19 protein-coding genes and 2 tRNA genes are annotated in these 19444 nt (G+C 50.9%); 11 read left to right on the top strand and 10 right to left on the bottom strand.

Translation table 11 applies throughout. From position 1 onward, the window contains the following. Both OOT00_RS11695 and OOT00_RS11690 read left to right on the top strand, forming a co-directional pair. Positions 1 to 901 (top strand): DUF3426 domain-containing protein (locus OOT00_RS11695; protein WP_265425556.1); only part of this gene is annotated, 901 nt, incomplete at its 5' end. Positions 902 to 992: 91 nt separating this feature from the next. Further along, a tRNA-Met gene (locus tag OOT00_RS11690) sits at positions 993 to 1069 on the top strand. A 1256-nt stretch (positions 1070 to 2325) separates the two neighbouring features. Here OOT00_RS11690 and OOT00_RS11685 read toward each other — a convergent pair. The 3 genes from OOT00_RS11685 to OOT00_RS11675 all read right to left on the bottom strand — a co-directional run bounded on the left by OOT00_RS11685 (position 2326) and on the right by OOT00_RS11675 (position 4372). Continuing rightward, positions 2326 to 2547: a hypothetical protein gene (locus OOT00_RS11685; protein ID WP_265425555.1), complete on the bottom strand. Its 222-nt coding sequence runs from the start codon at positions 2545 to 2547 to the stop codon at positions 2326 to 2328. A gap of 148 nt (positions 2548 to 2695) precedes the next feature. Next, the gene (locus OOT00_RS11680) at positions 2696 to 2842 is read right to left on the bottom strand and encodes a lmo0937 family membrane protein (RefSeq protein ID WP_265425554.1); all 147 of its coding nucleotides are present in this window, start codon (positions 2840 to 2842) and stop codon (positions 2696 to 2698) included. A 1074-nt stretch (positions 2843 to 3916) separates the two neighbouring features. After that, positions 3917 to 4372 (bottom strand): RDD family protein, encoded by a 456-nt coding sequence (locus OOT00_RS11675; protein ID WP_265425553.1) that lies wholly within the window; start codon positions 4370 to 4372, stop codon positions 3917 to 3919. Between the two features lie 574 nt (positions 4373 to 4946). On the opposite strand from OOT00_RS11675, the gene OOT00_RS11670 reads away from it, so the two are divergent. From OOT00_RS11670 to OOT00_RS11640, 7 genes are all read left to right on the top strand, one after another. Then, a complete protein-coding gene (locus OOT00_RS11670) occupies positions 4947 to 5318 on the top strand; it encodes a DnaJ family domain-containing protein (RefSeq protein ID WP_265425552.1) in 372 nt (123 codons plus the stop codon). Positions 5319 to 5336: 18 nt separating this feature from the next. Further along, a complete protein-coding gene (locus tag OOT00_RS11665; protein WP_265425551.1) occupies positions 5337 to 5960 on the top strand; it encodes a hypothetical protein in 624 nt (207 codons plus the stop codon). Then, positions 5957 to 6898 carry a D-alanine--D-alanine ligase family protein gene (locus OOT00_RS11660; RefSeq protein ID WP_265425550.1) on the top strand — a complete coding sequence of 314 codons (942 nt, stop codon included), beginning with the start codon at positions 5957 to 5959 and terminating at the stop codon, positions 6896 to 6898. Before OOT00_RS11665 ends, OOT00_RS11660 begins: the two co-directional genes overlap by 4 nt. 105 nt (positions 6899 to 7003) lie before the next feature. Continuing rightward, a complete protein-coding gene (gene purD / locus OOT00_RS11655) occupies positions 7004 to 8770 on the top strand; it encodes a phosphoribosylamine--glycine ligase (RefSeq protein ID WP_265425549.1) in 1767 nt (588 codons plus the stop codon). Next, entirely contained in the window at positions 8760 to 9425 is a 666-nt protein-coding gene (locus OOT00_RS11650) for an L-threonylcarbamoyladenylate synthase (protein WP_265425548.1), read from the top strand. Before purD ends, OOT00_RS11650 begins: the two co-directional genes overlap by 11 nt. 47 nt (positions 9426 to 9472) lie before the next feature. Continuing rightward, positions 9473 to 9559: transfer RNA gene (locus OOT00_RS11645), tRNA-Leu, on the top strand. A 413-nt stretch (positions 9560 to 9972) separates the two neighbouring features. After that, positions 9973 to 11058 (top strand): polysaccharide deacetylase family protein, encoded by a 1086-nt coding sequence (locus tag OOT00_RS11640; RefSeq protein WP_265425547.1) that lies wholly within the window; start codon positions 9973 to 9975, stop codon positions 11056 to 11058. Between the two features lie 114 nt (positions 11059 to 11172). Here the strand turns inward: OOT00_RS11640 and OOT00_RS11635 are convergent, their stop codons facing one another. The 7 genes from OOT00_RS11635 to OOT00_RS11605 form a co-directional block, all read right to left on the bottom strand. Continuing rightward, the gene (locus tag OOT00_RS11635; protein WP_265425546.1) at positions 11173 to 12105 is read right to left on the bottom strand and encodes a glucosaminidase domain-containing protein; all 933 of its coding nucleotides are present in this window, start codon (positions 12103 to 12105) and stop codon (positions 11173 to 11175) included. A gap of 31 nt (positions 12106 to 12136) precedes the next feature. Then, the gene (locus OOT00_RS11630) at positions 12137 to 12766 is read right to left on the bottom strand and encodes an SGNH/GDSL hydrolase family protein (protein ID WP_265425545.1); all 630 of its coding nucleotides are present in this window, start codon (positions 12764 to 12766) and stop codon (positions 12137 to 12139) included. 235 nt (positions 12767 to 13001) lie between these two features. After that, positions 13002 to 14237, bottom strand: coding sequence for a hypothetical protein (locus OOT00_RS11625; RefSeq protein WP_265425544.1), 1236 nt, complete (start codon positions 14235 to 14237; stop codon positions 13002 to 13004). A gap of 347 nt (positions 14238 to 14584) precedes the next feature. Further along, positions 14585 to 14914, bottom strand: a complete 330-nt coding sequence (locus tag OOT00_RS11620; protein WP_265425561.1) for a ferredoxin-thioredoxin reductase catalytic domain-containing protein — start codon at positions 14912 to 14914, stop codon at positions 14585 to 14587. Positions 14915 to 14916: 2 nt separating this feature from the next. Further along, positions 14917 to 15324 (bottom strand): glutaredoxin family protein, encoded by a 408-nt coding sequence (locus OOT00_RS11615; RefSeq protein WP_368407597.1) that lies wholly within the window; start codon positions 15322 to 15324, stop codon positions 14917 to 14919. Positions 15325 to 15334: 10 nt separating this feature from the next. Further along, positions 15335 to 16684: a sigma-54 interaction domain-containing protein gene (locus OOT00_RS11610; protein ID WP_265425543.1), complete on the bottom strand. Its 1350-nt coding sequence runs from the start codon at positions 16682 to 16684 to the stop codon at positions 15335 to 15337. 76 nt (positions 16685 to 16760) lie between these two features. After that, positions 16761 to 18386 (bottom strand): hydantoinase/oxoprolinase family protein, encoded by a 1626-nt coding sequence (locus tag OOT00_RS11605; protein WP_265425542.1) that lies wholly within the window; start codon positions 18384 to 18386, stop codon positions 16761 to 16763. 103 nt (positions 18387 to 18489) lie between these two features. Here OOT00_RS11605 and OOT00_RS11600 point away from each other — a divergent pair, with 103 nt between their 5' ends. Then, positions 18490 to 18843 (top strand): hypothetical protein, encoded by a 354-nt coding sequence (locus tag OOT00_RS11600; protein WP_265425541.1) that lies wholly within the window; start codon positions 18490 to 18492, stop codon positions 18841 to 18843. Further along, positions 18840 to 19439, top strand: coding sequence for a hypothetical protein (locus OOT00_RS11595; RefSeq protein ID WP_265425540.1), 600 nt, complete (start codon positions 18840 to 18842; stop codon positions 19437 to 19439). The genes OOT00_RS11600 and OOT00_RS11595 overlap by 4 nt, the downstream gene beginning before the upstream one ends. Positions 19440 to 19444: the final 5 nt, after the last annotated feature.

Here is a 19444-nt window from a genome sequence, read left to right as displayed (position 1 = left end):
GGAACCTGCCGGTCAAAAAGAAACCCAAGATCTGGATGAGCTTGAGTTCGACTTTCATCCTGGGGCCAAAGAGCCTCAGGAATCCACGGCCCTTGATGACCTCGAACTAGATCTGGAATTCGATCTTGACGGACAGGAAGCCAATAGAAAAGAAGACCGGCCCGATCTGGATAATTTTGAGCTTGATTTAGATCTGGAAACGGAAACGACCTCTCAAAACCAGATGACACAAAGGACAGAACCCCACCAGAAGGGAATCGCTTCTTCCAGTCTTGCCAGCGCAAGCATTCAAAGTCCTGATGATGAAGAAACCGCAGAAGCCTCCGAAATATCGAGAGACAACAGCAAAAAGAACACAGGAATACGATTCCTGCTGCTAATCATCCTTCTTCTGCTGCTCATGGCTGCAGGAGTTTTCGGGGCCATTCTTTACGCTCAGAAAAATAATATATCCCTGCCTTTTATCGGTAGTCCTACAGCCACTGCGCGCCCTGAGTTTCAGGACCCCGGCAATCTCAGAATTACCCCTACCGGTGTCAGCCACAGCTTTCTTACTCATGAAAGTGCAGGGAGGCTTCTCGTTATTGCCGGAAATATCCGCAATGAGTACCCTCAGCCCAGGCGACATGTCCAGCTAAGGGCCAGGCTTTTTGCTGGGGAAGAAGCCGTAGCCACACGTATGATCTATGCAGGCAATACGCTGCCGGAAATTGAACTTACACGCATGTCCATTGCGACTATTGAGAAAGAGCTGAATAAACAGGACGGAGATCGCAACCTTAATCAGAGCATTCCTTCCGGAAAGGAAATACCTTTCATGTTTTTATTCTCCGATCTTCCTCAGGGGCTTTCCGGCTTTGAAATTGATGTGCTGCGCTCACTACCGGCATCACAGCAGTAAATAAAATCCGTTTCTTTGAAAAATTTGGTTGACGCACGAGAAACGTACTGTTACAAGAGTGCCGTTTGTCGAGCTATCTTTCGACAGATCAGGCGATGTAGCTCAGCTGGTTAGAGCATGCGGCTCATATCCGCAGAGTCCGGGGTTCAAGTCCCTGCATCGCCACCAACACCAAATTGTAAGCCGCCGAAAGGCGGCTTTTTTATTGCCTGAAATCCATTAACCACGCATCTCTTCCCCCCCCCTTTTTTTACCCATGCATACCCTGTCATGCCAGACTAAGGAATAGCTTCCTAGGCAAGGTTTTTTTGAGTAACCAGCGAGTACGCATTGCAACGGGAAAAATCCGGTTACTCGCCCTTTTCAAGTCCCTGAATCCTGGCTACTCAAAATCAGGAAAAAAGGCTGACATGACAGCAAAATACGCTATCACTTCCGCAGAGTGTGAATGTACGGTTCCTTAGCAGCAAAGATACACCCTGCCGGACGGCGGTGGGCTGCACCTGATTGTTCAGCCATCTGGAAAAAAAGTCATGGCATGTACGCTACCGGATCAAAGGGAAACAGCAAACCGCGGTCCTGGGCACCCTTCCCCCTTCTCCCTCAAAAAAACCGCCTGATGGCCGGAGATGGCCCTTCTACGATTGCCAAAGGGACGCCTCACACACAAAAAACTGGCTAAGGCAGAAGAGAGTGGTAAAAAACAGCCTTCCGCACCTTGCAAACGAACGTTTTACCCCAAATACACACGGCAGACGGTCCCGAAACCTCTCCCAAAAACCAACTTTCGGATGGATAGTAAAATTCTGCATGCCATCAGATCAAAAAAGCACAGGACATCACGCCGCCACTCGTGCAGAACTCCTTCTCTATGCTGGCTGATCGCTACCCATTCCTCCTCTTACCCGAATCAGAAGCTTCGGGTCGGAAGGACTTTCCAGCATCAGGCTGGATGCTCCCTCATTTCAAACAGAGCAGAAGCCCCCCGACAAGCCGGGCTTCCTGTTCAGGAAACCAGCAGCCAAAAACGTCACCAACTGGATGGCCTCCGAAAATGCTTCCCGCCATATCCAGGCAGGCCGGATCTCCTTGACGGCTCCGGCCATTCACACCGTAACCCAGGACCGGAAAGACCTGAGCAGCCTTGCCCGCAAACTCGTCCTATGCGGCCCCATCCGGAACCTGCTCGCTAGCCGTCTGTATCACTGGGTATCTCTGTAAACGATGCTCTTCGCATTTTCTGCATCCTCAGCCCGCAACCACCATGAAACCAGTCTCCAGTTCTTCTGAATTATGGCGCAGCAGCCCAGCCATACGCATAAAAAAAATCCCTGCATCCTTTTCGGTGCGGGGATTTCTATTGTAGGGTTGAAAAAATAAACTTTTTTCTTCTGAAATATTTTTCTAAACAGGGGGTACCTCGATCAGGGATTGACTCTTCCGAAGAGCAAGAGCACACTGCCAATGGCTATCGCCCCCACGCCTGCCCAAACTGGAACATTGACCTTCTGCTTGTCCTTTACCGTCAGTTCTATTGCCCCCAGCTTGGCCCCATGGGTTTCTTTCGTGTAGCTGAAACCGCCATAAACCAACCCCAGTACGCCAGCCACAATCAGCACAATTGCCGCCATCTTGATTATATTCATTCCATTTTCTCCTGTTTAGTAATGATCTCGCACACCCACCTTGGGCAGAGCACCTGGTTACCTTCAGGGTTCCCCGAAAATTCAAGATTGGTAACAACTGAATCCTTCTGTGCCTGGTACCCTGCAGAATAGACGCATGCCAGCCTCATTACAAACGTCTGCCTTTAATGACACGAAGCAATACCACCACAACGGCGATAATCAAAAGGACATGAATAAATCCACCCATGGTCTGAGAGCTGACCAGACCCAATACCCAAACAACAATCAAAACAATCGCAATGGTCTCAAGCATGTTGCTTCTCCTTTTTCCGTGAGAATTTCGCAAGCCGTAGACCCGGTGGTTTGATGCCCCACATAGGATTGCATGGCTCAACATAACAGTATGCGGTCCACAAAGCCCACTCATCTTGTTCAAAACTATTCTGACAGCCTACTCCCCTTACAACTGAATAGCAAGCTTTCAGAAAGAAATCTGACGCTTATTCCTGTCATAGTCCATAAAAAAAACCTCCGCATTCTTTCAGCGCAGGGGCTTTTCTGTATCCGTTACGGATCGTATTTTCGTATTTTAATGGGACGGATACAGAGGGAACAGCACCATCTGGGTCGCAACACCATATGGCAGCAAAGTAAACCCCATCAGTGGGGCCGATCTTACCCTGCAGGGTATCGGCAAGGAAGAGCGCCCGTCATTAACCTGCAGCTACATAATTGCTATTATCAAAAGTAAAATCAAAATCCGGAAAGGACTCTCCGTGGCGGGCAACGTGTATATTGAAATGGAATTTATTCCGGACGGAATGATCGAACCATTCACGCCTCCAATCCGTGTCATGCTGAAAGAGAACTGCAGCGGGAGGGGGTACATACGATTCTTTCCCGTGGACACGGAAGCTCAGGATAGGCCACGGGCGGATTCAGATTGCTGCTAGAGGTCTGGAAATTTGCCTTTCCGGGGGATGGAGCAGATATCCCATAGAGGCTGTACCCATTAGATTGCCGGAAGAATCAAAGGAAAGCCGTACCGGGCGTTGACATATTTCAGCAGTGCATGACTCCTCTGCCAAAGCACAAAAAAATAGAACAGCCCGGAATCGCACTATTCATAATGACAGGTACCAGCACGTCATCACTACCTCCTGCATTGCCTGAATTCAGAGTCCGGTACAGTGGAGGTCAGTAAGGTAAAACGCCGACAAGGAAGAAGTTGTCTCGCCCACTCCGGCCGCGACGCCCCCTTCCGCATGGGATACTGCATCACAGATGAAAAAAAGACGGTCCTCCTCCCTCTCAAAAGAAGAAAAGAGCCATGGATTATCCGGCTGCGCTCTAAAAAAGACCTTTCCGCTTTCAGCGCGTATGCGGCTTATGCCTTCTGTTCACAAGCAACGGGCTCCGGATTGCTATTTCTGATTACCACAGTGTTGGCAAGCTTATCATGCCAGCCTTGTTTTCTTTTATCAAAAGCAACCCATATCATTCCAAGAAACAATGGAATGACGGAAAGATAATAGCCGAAATAACGGATAATACATTGCTTTGTGGAAGGTTTACCCCCCGTCTTTGCATCCACGATAGTCAGCTTTGTTACCATTTTTCCAGGAGTAGCGGACTTGTACGCCCAAAAAAGAATCACCGCTATCGCAGGCAATATGTAACTGAAAAGGATATCCCAGAAACCCTGAACAAAAGCCTCGTTAAATATATAGCCAGCGCCATATATAGATATCAGTATGGGCATAATAATTATAAGCAGCAAGATTGAATCGATAATCGTAGCGCCTGCCCTAATCCAAAATCCTGCATATTCCTTTTCACTCATCTATCTGTCCTCCCAAGGATAGAGGTAAAATAACTTTCATCTCTTTCTTCTCTGCGTTCATCCTGTATCGGCCTCTTTGTTTTTATCCATATTCTTTTGCTACCATGGCAAACCATATCAAGTAAATACATATTGATACCAACGAAAAAGAAGGCTCTGCCGTACCATTCTCCCAGAAAGAACCAGAGTAAAAAATTAAATACTAAGGGCAAGGAAAATGGATTTGCCCGTTTGTTTTTAGCTTTTCATTATCAATTTTCCGGCAGCCAAAAGGCGACCTTATTATTTCCCGAGAGTCCGTATCCCGCAAAACCCACAGGTCTCGTTTTCATGAACCATCACAAGAGAGATCACCCACATCTTTTTTCGTGCAATTGGATTTGATTAGCCCATGATCAATATTTTTTTATCTGAAAATTCAACCGGTCAGACAGTGTTGCCATCAGAATACCAACAGCGAGTACCTTTACCTTACAGATACCTTGCCAATCCATTCATGATTTTATAGACTGATAAACTGTTTAAGGGAGGCAGATCATGCCTGCTTGTAACCCCAGCCCAAGGACAGGCCAAAATGTTAATGGACAAAATTGCTGAGGAAAAAATTCTGGAGGCACAGAAGAAGGGCCGATTTTCCAATCTCCCTGGATCAGGAAAGCCCCTGCCCATGGAAACCATTTCAATCCCGGAAGACCTCCGCATGGCCTATCATATGCTGAAAACGGCGGACTTTCTCCCTCCTGAACTGGAGCTGAGAAAAGAAATTCATACAGCCAGAGAGCTTCTGGAAAAAACCCCCGACCTTACAACCAAACACACAATCATTACCCGGATCAATATCATGATCCGCAAAATAAACATGGCGCAACCATCACGGCCCGACAGGGAAATTCCAGAAGAATATCTTCCCCGACTTGTGGACCGTATCGAACAGAATCAATGCTGACAAGCACCACGGAGCCCCATGAAATTCAGACATAAAAAACAAGAAAAAACAACCGGATATAAACCCAGACCCAAACGGGAACCTCTGCCTACGGAAGGTATTGCCAGCAGCATATTCATGGCCTACGGTATTGTACTGCTCAACGTCATGCTTGTGGCTGTTCTAGGGCTGCTCGTACTTTTTTTCCGCGGCATCGTTCATTATATGACATGGATTTTTCTGGCCGGGCTACTTGCTGTATTCGGAACTGGCTATTACTTTCTCCGCCGCATGAGGGAAGAAAAACGCTCCCTCAAAGAAATGTTGGCTCTCCCGGAGTTTGCAGGCAGAAATGTGGAGATAAGCCTACTGGGAGGTTTTGCCGCCCTACGCATGGGAGAGAAAAAAAACCGTCAGGCACCGGGTATGATTCAGCTGGAATCCCCCGAAGGCCTTCAGGTAAAACAGCTTACGGAACTTGGCCGTATGTATGAAAATGAGCTGATCACCCGTGAAGAATATGAAATGGCCAAACAACAGATTTTCCGGAATGCAGACAGAGTCCTTCCCGAATCCCTAGGCTCCGGACTCTCTGGAGAAAGGGATATTATGGACATCTCTATTCAAGAACCGGAAAGTAGAAGGAATCTTAGCAGACCATGAAACAATGCCAGCTAGCTCTCATTACCGGTGGCTCTTCTAACGAAAGGGACGTTGCCCTTGCCGGTGCCAAAGCCGTCGAAGAAGCCCTTGATCCCCAGGCCTATTCTGTCACCCGTTATGATGCGGCCAAAGATATCGACCAACTTGTCAAAGACAGACAATCCATTGATTTTGCCTTTCTGGTGGTACACGGCGAGAATGGTGAAGATGGCAGACTTCAGGGACTTCTGGATCTCCTGGATATCCCCTATCAGGGGTCTGGTGTTCTTGGCAGTGCCATGGCCTGCAACAAGCTTGCTGCCAAACACGCCTTTGCCTGCAACGGACTGACGACACCTCCATGGCTAACTTTTGAAGCCTACAGCTCGAAACTGGCAGAAGAACTGCTTCAGCAGATCGGGCTTCCTCTGGTTATCAAACCAGCCCATGGCGGCTCCAGTCTCGGCATGAGCATTGTTCACCACAAAGAAGACATTCAAAAAGCCTGCTTGATCTGCCTTTCCTGCGGACCATCCGGCATTGCGGAACCGTATATCAAAGGACGGGAAATGACCTGTGCCGTATGGGGCTATGAGCCTGTTCAAGCCTTGCCCGTCATTGAAATCAAACCCGGCAAGCAATTCCAGTTTTTCGATTACGCCGCCAAATACACCCCCGGTGCCACAGAAGAAATCTGTCCGGCACCCATTCCGGAGGCACTGACCTGCGAGATACAAAACGCAGCTATCCTGGCCCATAAAACCCTTTATTGCGAAGGCTACAGCCGGTCAGATTTCATTTTAAAAAATGACAAGGAACTGTTCATCCTTGAAACCAATACTCTGCCCGGCATGACCCCTACCAGCCTTCTTCCCCTTGCCGCAAAAACGGCGGGCATTTCCTTTTCGAAATTGATTGACGGCCTTATCCAGTTACGGTTAAAAAAGAACCCGTTATAGTTTCTTGAAGAAAAAAGAAGACAGAGAACCCATCTCTCTGTCCTGTTCGGCTCTGGTGCAAACCAGAGCTTTTTTATACGAAAAACCGGTCCATAAGGAGACGTCATGAATATACTTGTTGTGGGGGGTGGCGGCAGAGAACACGCCCTTATCTGGAAAATCAGCCAGAGTTCCAGAGTCCGGAAAATTTACTGCGCTCCAGGAAATCCCGGCATAGCCGGTCTGGCCGAGTGCGTGGACATTGCCGCCGATGCCATTGATGAATTAAAAAGTTTTGCCCTTTCCCATGCCATTGACCTTACCGTTGTTGGTCCCGAAGTGCCTCTTGCCGCAGGTATTGTGGATGCTTTTGAGGCTGCTGGCCTCAAAATATTCGGCCCTTCGGCAAAAGCAGCAGAGCTTGAAGCCTCTAAGGCCTTTGCCAAAAATATCATGGTCCGTTACGGCATCCCTACGGCAAAGGGACAAAGTTTTACGGATAAAAATCAGGCACTGACCTTTGCCCGCAGCCTGAATGGCCAGGTTGTCATCAAGGCCGACGGTCTCGCAGCAGGTAAAGGGGTTGTCGTCTGTTTCCATATGGAGGAAGCAGAAAAAGCCATACAGAACATGCTCGGAGAAAAAGCCTTTGGTGAAGCAGGTACCACCATCCTTGTGGAAGAAAGACTGGAAGGCGAAGAAGCTTCCATCATCGCTCTGACGGACGGAAAAAGCATCCTGATCCTCCCTTCTTCTCAGGATCATAAAGCGGTTTATGACGATGATAAAGGCCCCAACACCGGTGGCATGGGTGCCTATTCCCCTGCACCCGTGGTGGATCTTTTTATGCAGCGTAAAATAACAAAAGAAGTACTGGAACCCGCCGTCAGAGCCATGGCTGCGGAAGGCCGCCCGTTCAAGGGAGTCCTCTATGCGGGAATGATGATCCACAGAGATCAGATCAGAGTACTGGAGTTCAACGCCCGCTTCGGCGATCCCGAAACCCAGCCCCTCATGATGCGCATTCAGTCCGACATCATTACACTCATGGAAGCCGTGGTGGAAGAACGCCTGCACACCTGCTCCCTGAAGGTGGACCCCAGAGCTGCCGTCTGTGTGGTCATGGCAGCAGGCGGTTATCCGGGCAGCTATACCAGAGGAGAAATCATTCGGGGTCTTGGAGAGGCGGCATCGCTTCCGGATACGGTGGTTTTCCATGCGGGCACCACCACGGGTCAGGGTGCCGTTGTCTCCAGCGGTGGACGGGTTCTGGGTGTCACTTCTCTGGGAGATAGTGTGGAGCAGGCTGCAGCCAATGCCTACAGAGCCGTTTCCCGTATTTCATTTACCAACTGTCATTATCGAAAGGATATTGCCATGAAAGCCATTGAAAAACAGGACCGTGCTCCCAGAGTGGGCATTGTCATGGGCAGCGACTCCGACCTTCCAGTCATGATGGAAGTGGTAAGCGTACTCAAAAAATTTGATGTCCCTTATGAGATGACCATTGCTTCTGCCCACAGAACCCCCGAAAAAGCGGCCCTCTTTGCATCCTCTGCCCGGGAAAAAGGGATGGGCGTTATCATTGCCGGTGCAGGCCATGCCGCCCACCTCGCAGGTGCCATGGCTGCAGGGACCACCTTGCCCATCATCGGAGTTCCCATTGACTCCTCTGCCCTGCAGGGCCTGGATGCCCTCCTGTCCACAGTACAGATGCCCCCCGGAGTCCCCGTGGCCACCGTAGCCATCGGCAAACCAGGAGCGTACAATGCGGGCATTCTGGCCGTACAGATGCTGGCCATTGCCGACGCGGAACTGGCCGCAAAACTTACGGCCTTCAAAAAAGAAATGGCAGACAAAGTTGAAGAAAAGGCCAGAACCCTTGTCCCCTGATATACCCTTACTACCGAACGGGCCGCATTGTGGTAATTCGTATCATCCCAGTGCGGCAGAAATAGAACAGGCAGCCCTCCGCATCCGGGCAGGAGGGCTTGTAATCTTTCCCACCTTCTGCCTGTATGGCATGGGCGTGGATGCTCTCCGCCCCATGGCCATAGAAAAGGTCTTCAAGGCTAAAGGCAGGCCGGGAAATAATCCCCTGCTCATTCTGGCCGCCGATCTTGCATCGGTGATGTCCCACGTGAAAGATGTCTCCGACGAAGCCAGCCTGCTTATGAAATCTTTCTGGCCGGGACGGCTCACTCTGGTACTAAAAGCCAAGAGCCATCTTCCGGCAGGCCTTACCGCAGGAACGGGCAAAATCGGTATCCGCATACCGGAACATCCCGTGGCAGCAGCCCTTGTCCGCGCTGCAGGAGGACCTATCACTGGAACCAGTGCCAATCTTTCCGGCCAGCCCGGCGTATCCTCTCTGCAGGATCTCTCCCCGGAACTGATCACAACCGCCGATTGCGTACTCGACGCCGGTATCCTCCACGGAGGTCCGGGGTCCACAGTGGTGGATGCCACATCTTCCCCCCCCCTTATTCTGAGGGAGGGAGCCCTCTCTGCGGATAAAATTTTCCGGGCGCTTGCGGGAAAATGCTAAAGTCATTGACAAAAAAAAGGCTTTGCTCTAAAAAATGCAACTCAGATGCCGGAGTGGTGGAATTGGTAGACGCAGCGGACTCAAAATCCGCCGGGCTTATGCCCTTGAGAGTTCGAGTCTCTCCTCCGGTACCATTTGAAATCCCTACAGATCCTAAAAGCCAGATACAGGCTTTCAGGATCTGTTTTTTTAGGCAGGGTCAACGGATAGAGTAACCTCTTTTAAAAAACGGTTGCTTTGGAACCCACTCCCTGCATCTTTACTGCCTGCCAGATTATGGCAATTCCATATGTCTTTTTCCAATACCTGCCAACGACTTCGGCTGCCATAAATTCTTTTTAGTTTTTATCAAAGACTGAAGAACCTTCTTATGGACCGAGTATGCGGCATACCAGCATACACACACAAAATACCTGCTCTCTTTTCTGTTACAAAGAACCGACAGCACAGGGCTATCGGTCAGCGAGACCCAAAAAAGCTTGCGGCAGACAAGGGCCTATCATTACACTGGCAGGATCATAGCTGACGTATCTCAAAGGAGGCCCGGATGAACCAGAAGACATGGCTGCCTATCATTCTGATGCTTTTTTTTCTCAACGGACCGGCATGGGCGAATTCTCCGGAAACGGTTGTTTCCGAAAGAAATGCAGACCCGCAGATACGAATTTTCATGTATCACCATTTCGGTATGGAGAACCAGTACCCCTCTACCAGTGTATCCACAACACAATTTCAGGAGCACCTTGCCTACCTGAAAGCCAACCGCTACACCGTAATCACCCTGGGAGAAGCTCTGCAGCGTCTGGATGCCGGGCATAACCTGCCCCAAAAGACGGCTTGCATCACCATTGACGACGGGTACCTTTCCGTATGGGAGCATGGCCTGCCACTTCTGGAAAAATACGGCTATCCTGCCACCCTTTTTATCGCCACCCGGTATGTGGGCGGCAGGAACTACCTCAACTGGGAACAAATCCGGCAACTACAGAACAAAGGTTTTGAAATCGGTAATCACTCCCACTCCCACGACTATTTTCTGAACCATCCGACAGAAAAAATTGCCAATGCCTTTGAAGCCGATCTCACCCAATCCCACGAAATATTTAAACAACACCTTACAAACATTCCCGACCTTTACGCCTATCCCTTTGGGGAATACACCGAAGAGATGATGAACATTCTGAAAAAACACGGTTATCGGGCTGCCGCAGCCCAGCGGTCCGGGGTCGTCTTTGCCGGAAGCAATCGTTTTGCACTGCCCCGCTTTCCCATGAATCTCACCTATGGAACAATCACAGGTTTCACGGAAAAAATACGAATGAATGCCCTTGGTGTGGTCAAGGCAAGCCCCACAACGCCCCTTATCACAGGAGACAATCCGCCTGTTCTCACCCTTTCCATCCAAAATGACAGAATCCGCACCGATGGCCTGCAATGCTTTGTCAGCGGCCAAAAAAACTGCACCATAGAAAAGGAAAACCGTCCGGACGGCCTGACACTAAGGGTTCGCGCCAGCGACAGACTGAATCCGAGACGCACACTCTATACGATAACAGCCCCGTCTAAAGATGGATCGGAATGGTTCTGGTATACCTACTCATGGGTCCTTCCCGAATCAGACTCCGGGGATTAATGGCTGCATGATCTTACCAGCGCTTCCTGAACACTTCTGTCCTGATGACAAAAAAACATCTTCTTCTTTACGGCAGCAAAAAAACGAATCTTCTGCAGCTGGGAACAGACTTCCTCAGACATCCGGCCTGTCAAAACCCATGAAACTTTCATTGGCCCGGATCATTCGGCGAAGAATTCTTACATATTCCATGCCCCGTTCCGAATATTTCTCCAGACCACCCGCCAGAAATCGGCCATCAAGTTCCTTTTTCTCCATACGCATCCGGTAACGACGCATCCGGACCTCCTCATAGGCGCTGTGGGTATTCAGATTCCAGAGATAGGCCCGGACAGCCTCTGCCACATCTCCGAAGATCTGCACCTCATGGATAGCCCCTTCCGGTCTCATCCTGGGAACCATGCCGCAACCCTTTTCAAAACACCACTGGCCGAAAAGATTATTGCCTTCCCTCGCAAAATGGGAACTTCCCCAGCCAGATTCCTTGGCAGCCTGAATCAGTGCCAGAGGCACAGGCACGGCATCTATGCGCATGAGCATTTCCCTGAAAAAAGCAGCCCCTTCTTCGGGAGCAGCCTCCACGCGGTACCTGTCCCTCAGAGTTTCCAGTTGCTCAAGTCCCTTTTCAGATAAAGTCCTGTTTTCCTGGAACTGCTGCCACAAGACCAGAACCCGGGCCCGTTCTTTCAAAACAGCCCAGTTTTCCTGCTCCACAATGGGGCGCAGGAATTGAAAAAAAGCTTTCTTTTTTTCTTTTACATCCGTATAAGCCGAAAAATCAGGCAATTCCAGAGATATCTCTCCTGCAGACGGAGGCAAGGGCGAACGACTGTCCTGCATACTACCCAAACCTTCACGGGCAAAAAGAACCTCCAGGCTTTCTCCTCCCTGGTACAGGGATAAATCCGGCAGGGCAACCCGACCGATGATGATTTCAGGCCGGAAATCTTCTCCGGCCTTCCGGCGTTCATACACAGAAAGAACAGCTAGCCCCATCAGTATCGACAGAAAAGCAGCACCCGGTATCAGGAACGCTTTCTTTTTCATTCTTCCTCCTGTTCACAACAGCATTCTCCTGTTACCACGACAGCCCATTCTGCTGGCGCAACCAGGCGGCACAGCATTCCGCAATGCAAACCTGTCCTGCCGTATTCGGATGGATATCCATGGCAAGATTATCATAAAAACGTCCTCCTCCCGCATTCCAGGAAGGATCCCGCATCATGCAATCCGTAACATAGCAGCTATCCCATATCTGATCGGCACAGAACCCGGCAATCCTTTGTGACAGATTTCTTGGGATTTCCTGATCCGTACCGCAGGCTTCAAAAGGGGGCAAGCCCAGCCATACTACCTTGCATCCCGCATGGGTGAGATCAGCAAAAAGCCGGTAAAACAACCGGAACAACTCTGCCTCCGTCATGCCATAGGGCCAGCTCAGAGTACCATCACCATCATAATGATTGGCTCCCGCGCAGACAAAAACAAGCTGAGGCCCGTACCGGGCCACAAGCCGAGGCGTGCGGGTAACAAGATCCGGCAAGGTTCCACCGGGAAGAGCCAGAGGATTGACGTCCCCATCACAAACCACATTCATGCCTGCCAGCTCCTGGAATACCCGCCAGCATGCCGCTTCCGGGGCAACAGCCCATCCGTACAGAATGGAGTCTCCCACAAAACCCACACGCAATCCTTTTTTTTCTTCCATCCTAGCCTTCCCTTCCAACGGCTCCCAAAAAGAAAAGGCGTACCCAAGGCCGCCTTCCCTTACTGTCAACCATCTTGTATTTTCCGGCCCAACTATTCTGCACACCTTATCCTGACACTTCGGAGCGATCATGTCAGCGATTGGATTCCGCCACAGGATTCACAAGCTGTTTTCTCCACACTGAAACCATACGAACCGTTTTGTTCCGGGAACAGCCATGCTCCATCCCGACAGTCTACCAGGTAATTGTAAAATCGATAATGTAGGACCTGTCCGTAATATCTTTCAACTCGAAAGACTCCTTATATCCTAGAGAGCAGGAAAACCAGCTCCACGGACGAACGGTTGCCATACCAAACACAACTGTTTGATATTCATAACCATCCACCACTTCATTCTGCACCTGATGCACCCGAAAAACTTCTCCCTTAAGGGTCAGCCTGCCATCCATCAGATTCACAATGGTGCCTACCGAAGGAATCACGTTATGCTCCCATGGCAGATCATTCAGAGCATCGGAAATCCAGCGGACCTCATCCGGAACCAGATCGCTGGGGATTTCTTTTTTAAGCCCCTGGTACATGATACCGGCATTCACAATGGCATTGGCCGTCAGGGCATGGGAGTACCGGATGCCCGTACCGCCACCATACTCCAGATAACCTCCGCCGTCCGTAAAGACCTTGGATTTCAGGTACGTCACTCCAAGGGTTCCGTTCACCATCCACTCCAGCACACCATTAGAACGGTACCAGCGTTTTTTGAAAAAAGGCATCATAGCGGCATGCTTGTATTCCGTATCCAGACTATCATCCACATCCAGCTGTCTGTATGGGATGGAAATACCGGCTGAATGCCGCATGGAGTCACCGAACCGCCACTCATAGGCCATGATACCGCTGGAACCCGTAGCCTTATCATCTCCTATTTTCATGCGGTCATGCTGGCCGGAAATCACGATATCCTTATTGGACACGGGAATAAAAGAAACAGCTCCGCCAGAATCCGTTGCCACTGCGCCCATGCCTGTACGGGTATTGGGTGCCATGTATACCGAAGACATGAAAGCCGACTGGGCCAGAGACTGGGTGCTGGTCATGCCACTGGCCGCCACATCCGGCGCATTACCGAAAACGGCCTTAAACAGTGCCGTCCGGTTAGTTTCCGCCCAGATGACCAGATCTTCCTTTGTTCCCCGGAAACTCATGGGGGCAACGCCCCTTCCTTCCAGTGTCAAATCAATCGTATCGCTTTCCCTTAAAACACCGTTGTCCCCCTGTACTCCCTCCACCGTAAAAACCACGGTGGCGTTGTACAGTCTGCCCGTCTGCAGCTCGTTTTTAATAATTTCTTTTTCCGAAGGGATGTTGTTAAAAATGGACTGCCATACTTCTTCATCCCCCGCAAGCACCGGCATACCGAGCATCCCCAGCATACTCACCAGGCACAGAACTTTCCACAGCTTCGCCATACAAAACCTCCCGGAAAAGGATATACATGTCCCTCCCAAAAAAACACATGTCTCTTTCAGAAATAAAATCCGTAACCCTGCTTTTGTTTTTGAATGAAACAATTGTACGACCCTTCCGGCGGAGAATCAAGATAAAAAAAACCGCACACTTTCCTTTACGGAAAATGCACGGCAGCATCCAACAAAAACCTTTCATTTCAGAAACATTTTCTACGGTCATGGCGCAGAGAACCGGCACAAAGAACCTGTCAGGGCTGCAGCGGAAAAACCAGACCGATAACGAAGATCCGTCCTCCCGGTTTCCCATCAGCCCGTCAACTTGCCTGACCTGTTGTCAAAAAAAGGCTTCAGAACATTTTTTCCACGGGCCTGCGCTCCGGCACATAGACTTCCGAAACCCGACCCTCATTCCATGCCTCGGACACATAAAGATTACAGTAACAGCTCCCGAATTCTGCCACATCCGGCTCCCTGTATACGCAGGGACAGAGAATATCACTGTCCTTTTCCCTGTCTCCCGAGGCCAGCCTGCATGGACATGCCATATAACCATAGCGGTCTTTGTTCACCAGGAGGGCTTCCAGAAGCTCCATAACCTTCATCCTGTCTCTGGAAAAAAAATAACCTCTGGCCTCCTGAGTCTTCTGCAGCATGCCATACAATTGTTCCGCCGTCATGGTCATAAGCCCAATGCCTCCTTGATTTCATTTTCCCGAAACCCCACAATCACCCTGTCATTGATGACAATGGTGGGGAAAGAGCAGCGGGGATTGAGCTCCCTGAGCTGTTCCAGAATCAGACTGCGCTCTTCCTGATCCAGAAGATCCACGTCCGTAAAGGAATAGGCCACACTGCAGTCATTCAGAAGCCTTTTGGTGGATTTACAATGACCACATGTGCTTAAGGAATACAGAGTGACCTGCTTTTCCTCACCCGCATCATTCATTTCCAAACCTCCCGGAGAATGGGTACCCATAAAAGAAGATGGCGGTGCACTCCTGTCGCTGCCATCCCTGCTGCCCTGAGAGTCTGCAGCCGTACGTGACCTACCGAAAAAAGTTTCCGCCCATCGTGAAAAAAGCCCCATATACGCCCCCTTAGCCGGTATAAAGCTCCGGATACTCTTTTAAAAAACGATAAAGGGTCGCCCGGCCCACACCCAGCAACTTGGCCGCCTTGGCCTTGTTACCATCGGTCCGGAGCAGAACCTGTGCCACCGTATCCGGTTCCAGCTTACGGGCAGGCCCTCTCCTGGATTTCAAGGCTACCTCCCCCCGGATTTCGTGGGGCAGATCCGCCGGGGTGATTTCTCCTCCGCCGGATTTTACAATGGCAAAACGTACCGTATTCTGCAGCTCCCGCACATTGCCCGGCCATGAGTAATCCATGAGCATTCCCAAAGCATCCCTTGCCATGCGCGGTGCCGTATGGGGATACTGACGGGCCGCTTCCTCCATAAAATGATGCACCAGCAGGGCGATATCATTGCGCCGCTCCCGCAGCGGTGGCAGCTGTATGGGAACCACATTCAGACGATAATAAAGATCATCCCGAAAATCGCCTCTGGCAACCTCTTTTTTTAAGTTTTTATTGGTTGCCGATACAATCCGGGTATCCACCTTGATGGTCTGTTCACCCCCGACCCGTTCAAAGGTTCCTTCCTGCAGAAAACGCAACAGCTTCACCTGCATGTATCGGGAAAGTTCGGCGACTTCGTCCAGAAAGACAGTCCCTCCATGGGCCAGCTCAAAACGGCCCTTTTTATCCCGGACGGCCCCGGTAAAGGAACCTCTCACATGCCCGAAAAGCTCCGACTCTATCAATCCTTCGGGGAGAGCACCGCAGTTCACAGGGACAAAAGGCTTACCTGCCCTGCGGCTTTCACTGTGGATGGCAGCCGCCACAAGCTCCTTACCCGTTCCCGTTTCCCCCGTAATATGAACGGGAAAATCGTACTGGGACACATCCCGTATCTGCTGAAAAATCTGCAGCATTCGTGGGTCATTACCGATGATACCGGAAAAACGACCCATATCCTCTGCCTTCAACCGGAGATTGAAAAGATCCGTCACATCCCGCATGGCCGCCAGCACACCCCAGAGTGATCCATCCGCCCGTTTCATGGCCGTTACGGACATCTCCACCTGAAGCACTTCACCGGACCGGGATACAAGATTCAAAGGATAGGCTGCATGATCCCCCGGAAAAGCATGGCCATCGCAAAAAGAACAGCGGCTTCCGCAGAGGGGTGCCCCGAAAACCTCATGACAATCCTTTCCAATGACTTCTGACCTGGAAAAACCCGTAATCCTCTCCGCCTCCCTGTTAAACACAAAAATACGACGGGAAGTGTCATGGGCAACGATTCCCGTATCCAGGTTATCAAAGACCCTGAACAGATTCTCTCTGGAAAACAGTGCTTCATCCATAGCGATCTGACTCATCATTGCGTTCCTGCCCTATTCCCGGCTGTTGCAAAAAAAAAAGGATTGTAAAAAGAAAAAAAAATGAGATCAAATCCCTTCATGCCAAACCGTCCATGGCAATACGAAGGGCACCGACGGCATTGCCCACCCCATGGTGTTCCGGCAGAATCAACTCCGCATCCAACGACCTGGCCACTGCAGGCAGAAGCAGGGAAGCAGCGGCACCAATCCCTACAATGGGTCCTTTCAAGCGAAAACCCACATCCAGAAAGCCATGACTCCTGCGATCCGGCCAGAAAGCGGAAAAACTTTTCCCGGTTTCAAGGCGCACAAGAAAATCCACAATGGCATCCTCAATGACCATGGACACCTGATGCAAAACAGCCCTGCAAAAACTGTCCACATCCATCTGCCGGTCTCTGGCAAGAATTTCCGCCCCAAGAACAGAAGCCTCCCGGGATCCGAAAGGCAGCATGCCCAGCACAGACAAAGCATCGGTAGGCGTAAAGCCCGCCCGCACAATCCACCCTTTCTGCAAAGCCGGAGCAAGGCGATCTCTGAGCACAACATCGGGGAGTTCCAGCACACGGCCCAGCTCTCCCATAGCCATGGGCCCCTTTTCATGCAGCAGTTGCCACAAGGGATCCTCTCCATGTCCCGTATCCACAGCCCGCAGGCAGGAAGCATTTTCTTTTGCATCCATCCATTCTTGAGGAGGCCGAAGGTCCGTCATCCTGCACAGTGGCGTGGCCCTTTCCGGCCCCACCAGCAGACCTTCTCTGCCCGTTCGGACAAAAGAGTCCCCCCCCACACCCACCGTAACCATGGAAACCGCCGGTACATGGGTATCCCAATTACCGATACGGCTGCCATGGGGGTCCACCAGAGGACGTCCATGGCAGATACGGGTAATATCCGTTGTCGTACCCCCCACATCCACCACAAGGGCTTCACCCGAGGCCACAGATCCCGCTCCAAACCATGCCGTTGCAGCAGGACCGCTGGCCACCGTACCGGCTGCCTGATGAACGGCCTCTTCTGCCCCCATACAGGTACCATCACCCCGCACAACCCTCAGGCCCTTTTCCAAACCATAGTCGGCAAGCGTTTGCCCAACTCCCTGCAAAAAAGCCTGCATTTTCGGCATCAGACGGGCATTGAGTACGGTAGTGGCAGCCCTTGCCTCAAAACCGGGCCGGTCACTCACTTCATGGGAACAGAAAACCGGCCTGGGATCCACCATATGAATGGCCTTGGCGGCTACCTTTTCATGGGCCGGATTGGCGAAACTCATGGCTGCAATCACGGCATAGGCATCCACCTTATTCCGAAAAAACAAAACTCCCTCCAGAAGCCCTTCCACATCCAGAGGGTTTTCTTCCTCGCCCAGAACCGTATGGCCTCCTGTCACCTGCCGGATGGCAGCAACGGGAAGCTCAAAGTGTTTATCCAGACCGATGACAAAAAGGCCCACATCCGCCCCCTGCCCTTCCACGATACTGTTGGTTGCCAGTGTGGAGGATACGGCAACCCGCATGACGGCTTCCGGATCAAAGACCGTTTCTTCCTGAAGCAATCCCAGTGCCCGACCCAGACAGACATGAAGATCCTCATGGGTAGTGGGCGTTTTGGCCGTGGCCAGCACCTCACCCGTTTCCAGATCCATGAGGACAGCATCCGTATAGGTCCCACCGGTATCCATGCCAATTCCGTATTGTTTCATTAGGTTTTCCATCCATTCAGTCTTGCAGTCAATTCGTTCTGTTGCCATATTTCAGCCCACATCGTATCAACCAAAAAAACATCCTGGTTTCAGGGCAGGCAGCATGGAAACTCTTTTGTTAATTCACTCAGGGGTGGCCGGCCTGTTACCGCAGAAACGGCCTCCTTACAACCCTAATGACGGAAAACCGGATACAGGATTCCGCCATCCGGGCACCAGAGATCAGATAAGACCCTACCCTGTGCCAAAAAAACAAAGTCAATTCCTGCCTCCGGGCATATCACAAGTACCTGAATTTGACGAGAAGGCAGCCTTACTTTACAAGAACAGAAAAGAATACCGGCGAAATGCTGACGGTTGGACAATCCTTCCACCCGCCTGTAACCCGCCCTTTCCATCTGTTACGAAAACAAAAAACATGGTATATAAATTACTGAAAAAGAAAGAAAGACCATGACCTACAGCCTGCGTCTTCTTACACCCAGTCGAAGGATTCCAGCCATCCATCAGCTGCAGCAGGATATCAACATTGCATGGCCCCATGCTTCGCTCATTCCCGAAGCACCGGCACGCCACCCCTGGGAACAGATTCTTGTTCGCCTGAGAACGATTGGTGATCTGGGCCTTGTCTGTCGCGTCCCCCTCACCGGAGAGCCCAGAGCCATTGCCAGAAGACAGAAACTGATACAGGATATGCAGCAGGGTCGCCCCCTTTCCGCCGTGAGATGGCTGCAGCGATATATGGATAAAAGCCTTTATCTTTATGAAATCCACCCCACAGAAGAAGTTCAGGTTCTCCATGGATGGGAAACCCTTCTATCCCTGCGCCTTGCCCTGTGGGAGCAGGTCCGGGGAATTTTCCATACCCGGGATGAAGGTTTTACCAATCCGGCAGGAGACCTCATACTATGGGAATATCCACCCTCTGCCACGGGAACTGTTCCCGCTGCCGTTTACCACGCAGGCCGCTTCCGCTCCTTTTCCCTCAACCTCGCAAGTCCTGCCCAAAGAAACGCTTTTTTAAAGGGTAAAAAGCCCCCGGCAAAACCCTGAAACAT

It is taken from the genome of Desulfobotulus pelophilus (genome assembly GCF_026155325.1).
GTDB lineage: Bacteria > Desulfobacterota > Desulfobacteria > Desulfobacterales > ASO4-4 > Desulfobotulus > Desulfobotulus pelophilus.
The sequence above is the reverse complement of the archived record's forward strand: the minus strand, read 5'-3'. Positions and strand labels throughout refer to the sequence as shown.

Bases quoted from the DNA above. Each gene is read 5' to 3' on its own strand.
- OOT00_RS11680 (WP_265425554.1), bottom strand. From the start codon at position 2,842: ATGCTTGAGACCATTGCGATTGTTTTGATTGTTGTTTGGGTATTGGGT.
- OOT00_RS11600 (WP_265425541.1), top strand. From the start codon at position 18,490: ATGGAAACTCTTTTGTTAATTCACTCAGGGGTGGCCGGCCTGTTACCG.
- OOT00_RS11625 (WP_265425544.1), bottom strand. From the start codon at position 14,237: ATGGCGAAGCTGTGGAAAGTTCTGTGCCTGGTGAGTATGCTGGGGATG.
- OOT00_RS11665 (WP_265425551.1), top strand. From the start codon at position 5,337: ATGAAATTCAGACATAAAAAACAAGAAAAAACAACCGGATATAAACCC.
- OOT00_RS11610 (WP_265425543.1), bottom strand. From the start codon at position 16,684: ATGATGAGTCAGATCGCTATGGATGAAGCACTGTTTTCCAGAGAGAAT.
- OOT00_RS11675 (WP_265425553.1), bottom strand. From the start codon at position 4,372: ATGAGTGAAAAGGAATATGCAGGATTTTGGATTAGGGCAGGCGCTACG.
- OOT00_RS11670 (WP_265425552.1), top strand. From the start codon at position 4,947: ATGTTAATGGACAAAATTGCTGAGGAAAAAATTCTGGAGGCACAGAAG.
- OOT00_RS11615 (WP_368407597.1), bottom strand. From the start codon at position 15,324: ATGGGGCTTTTTTCACGATGGGCGGAAACTTTTTTCGGTAGGTCACGT.
- purD (WP_265425549.1), top strand. From the start codon at position 7,004: ATGAATATACTTGTTGTGGGGGGTGGCGGCAGAGAACACGCCCTTATC.
- OOT00_RS11660 (WP_265425550.1), top strand. From the start codon at position 5,957: ATGAAACAATGCCAGCTAGCTCTCATTACCGGTGGCTCTTCTAACGAA.
- OOT00_RS11595 (WP_265425540.1), top strand. From the start codon at position 18,840: ATGACCTACAGCCTGCGTCTTCTTACACCCAGTCGAAGGATTCCAGCC.
- OOT00_RS11630 (WP_265425545.1), bottom strand. From the start codon at position 12,766: ATGGAAGAAAAAAAAGGATTGCGTGTGGGTTTTGTGGGAGACTCCATT.
- OOT00_RS11640 (WP_265425547.1), top strand. From the start codon at position 9,973: ATGAACCAGAAGACATGGCTGCCTATCATTCTGATGCTTTTTTTTCTC.
- OOT00_RS11685 (WP_265425555.1), bottom strand. From the start codon at position 2,547: ATGAATATAATCAAGATGGCGGCAATTGTGCTGATTGTGGCTGGCGTA.
- OOT00_RS11605 (WP_265425542.1), bottom strand. From the start codon at position 18,386: ATGAAACAATACGGAATTGGCATGGATACCGGTGGGACCTATACGGAT.
- OOT00_RS11635 (WP_265425546.1), bottom strand. From the start codon at position 12,105: ATGAAAAAGAAAGCGTTCCTGATACCGGGTGCTGCTTTTCTGTCGATA.
- OOT00_RS11620 (WP_265425561.1), bottom strand. From the start codon at position 14,914: ATGACGGCGGAACAATTGTATGGCATGCTGCAGAAGACTCAGGAGGCC.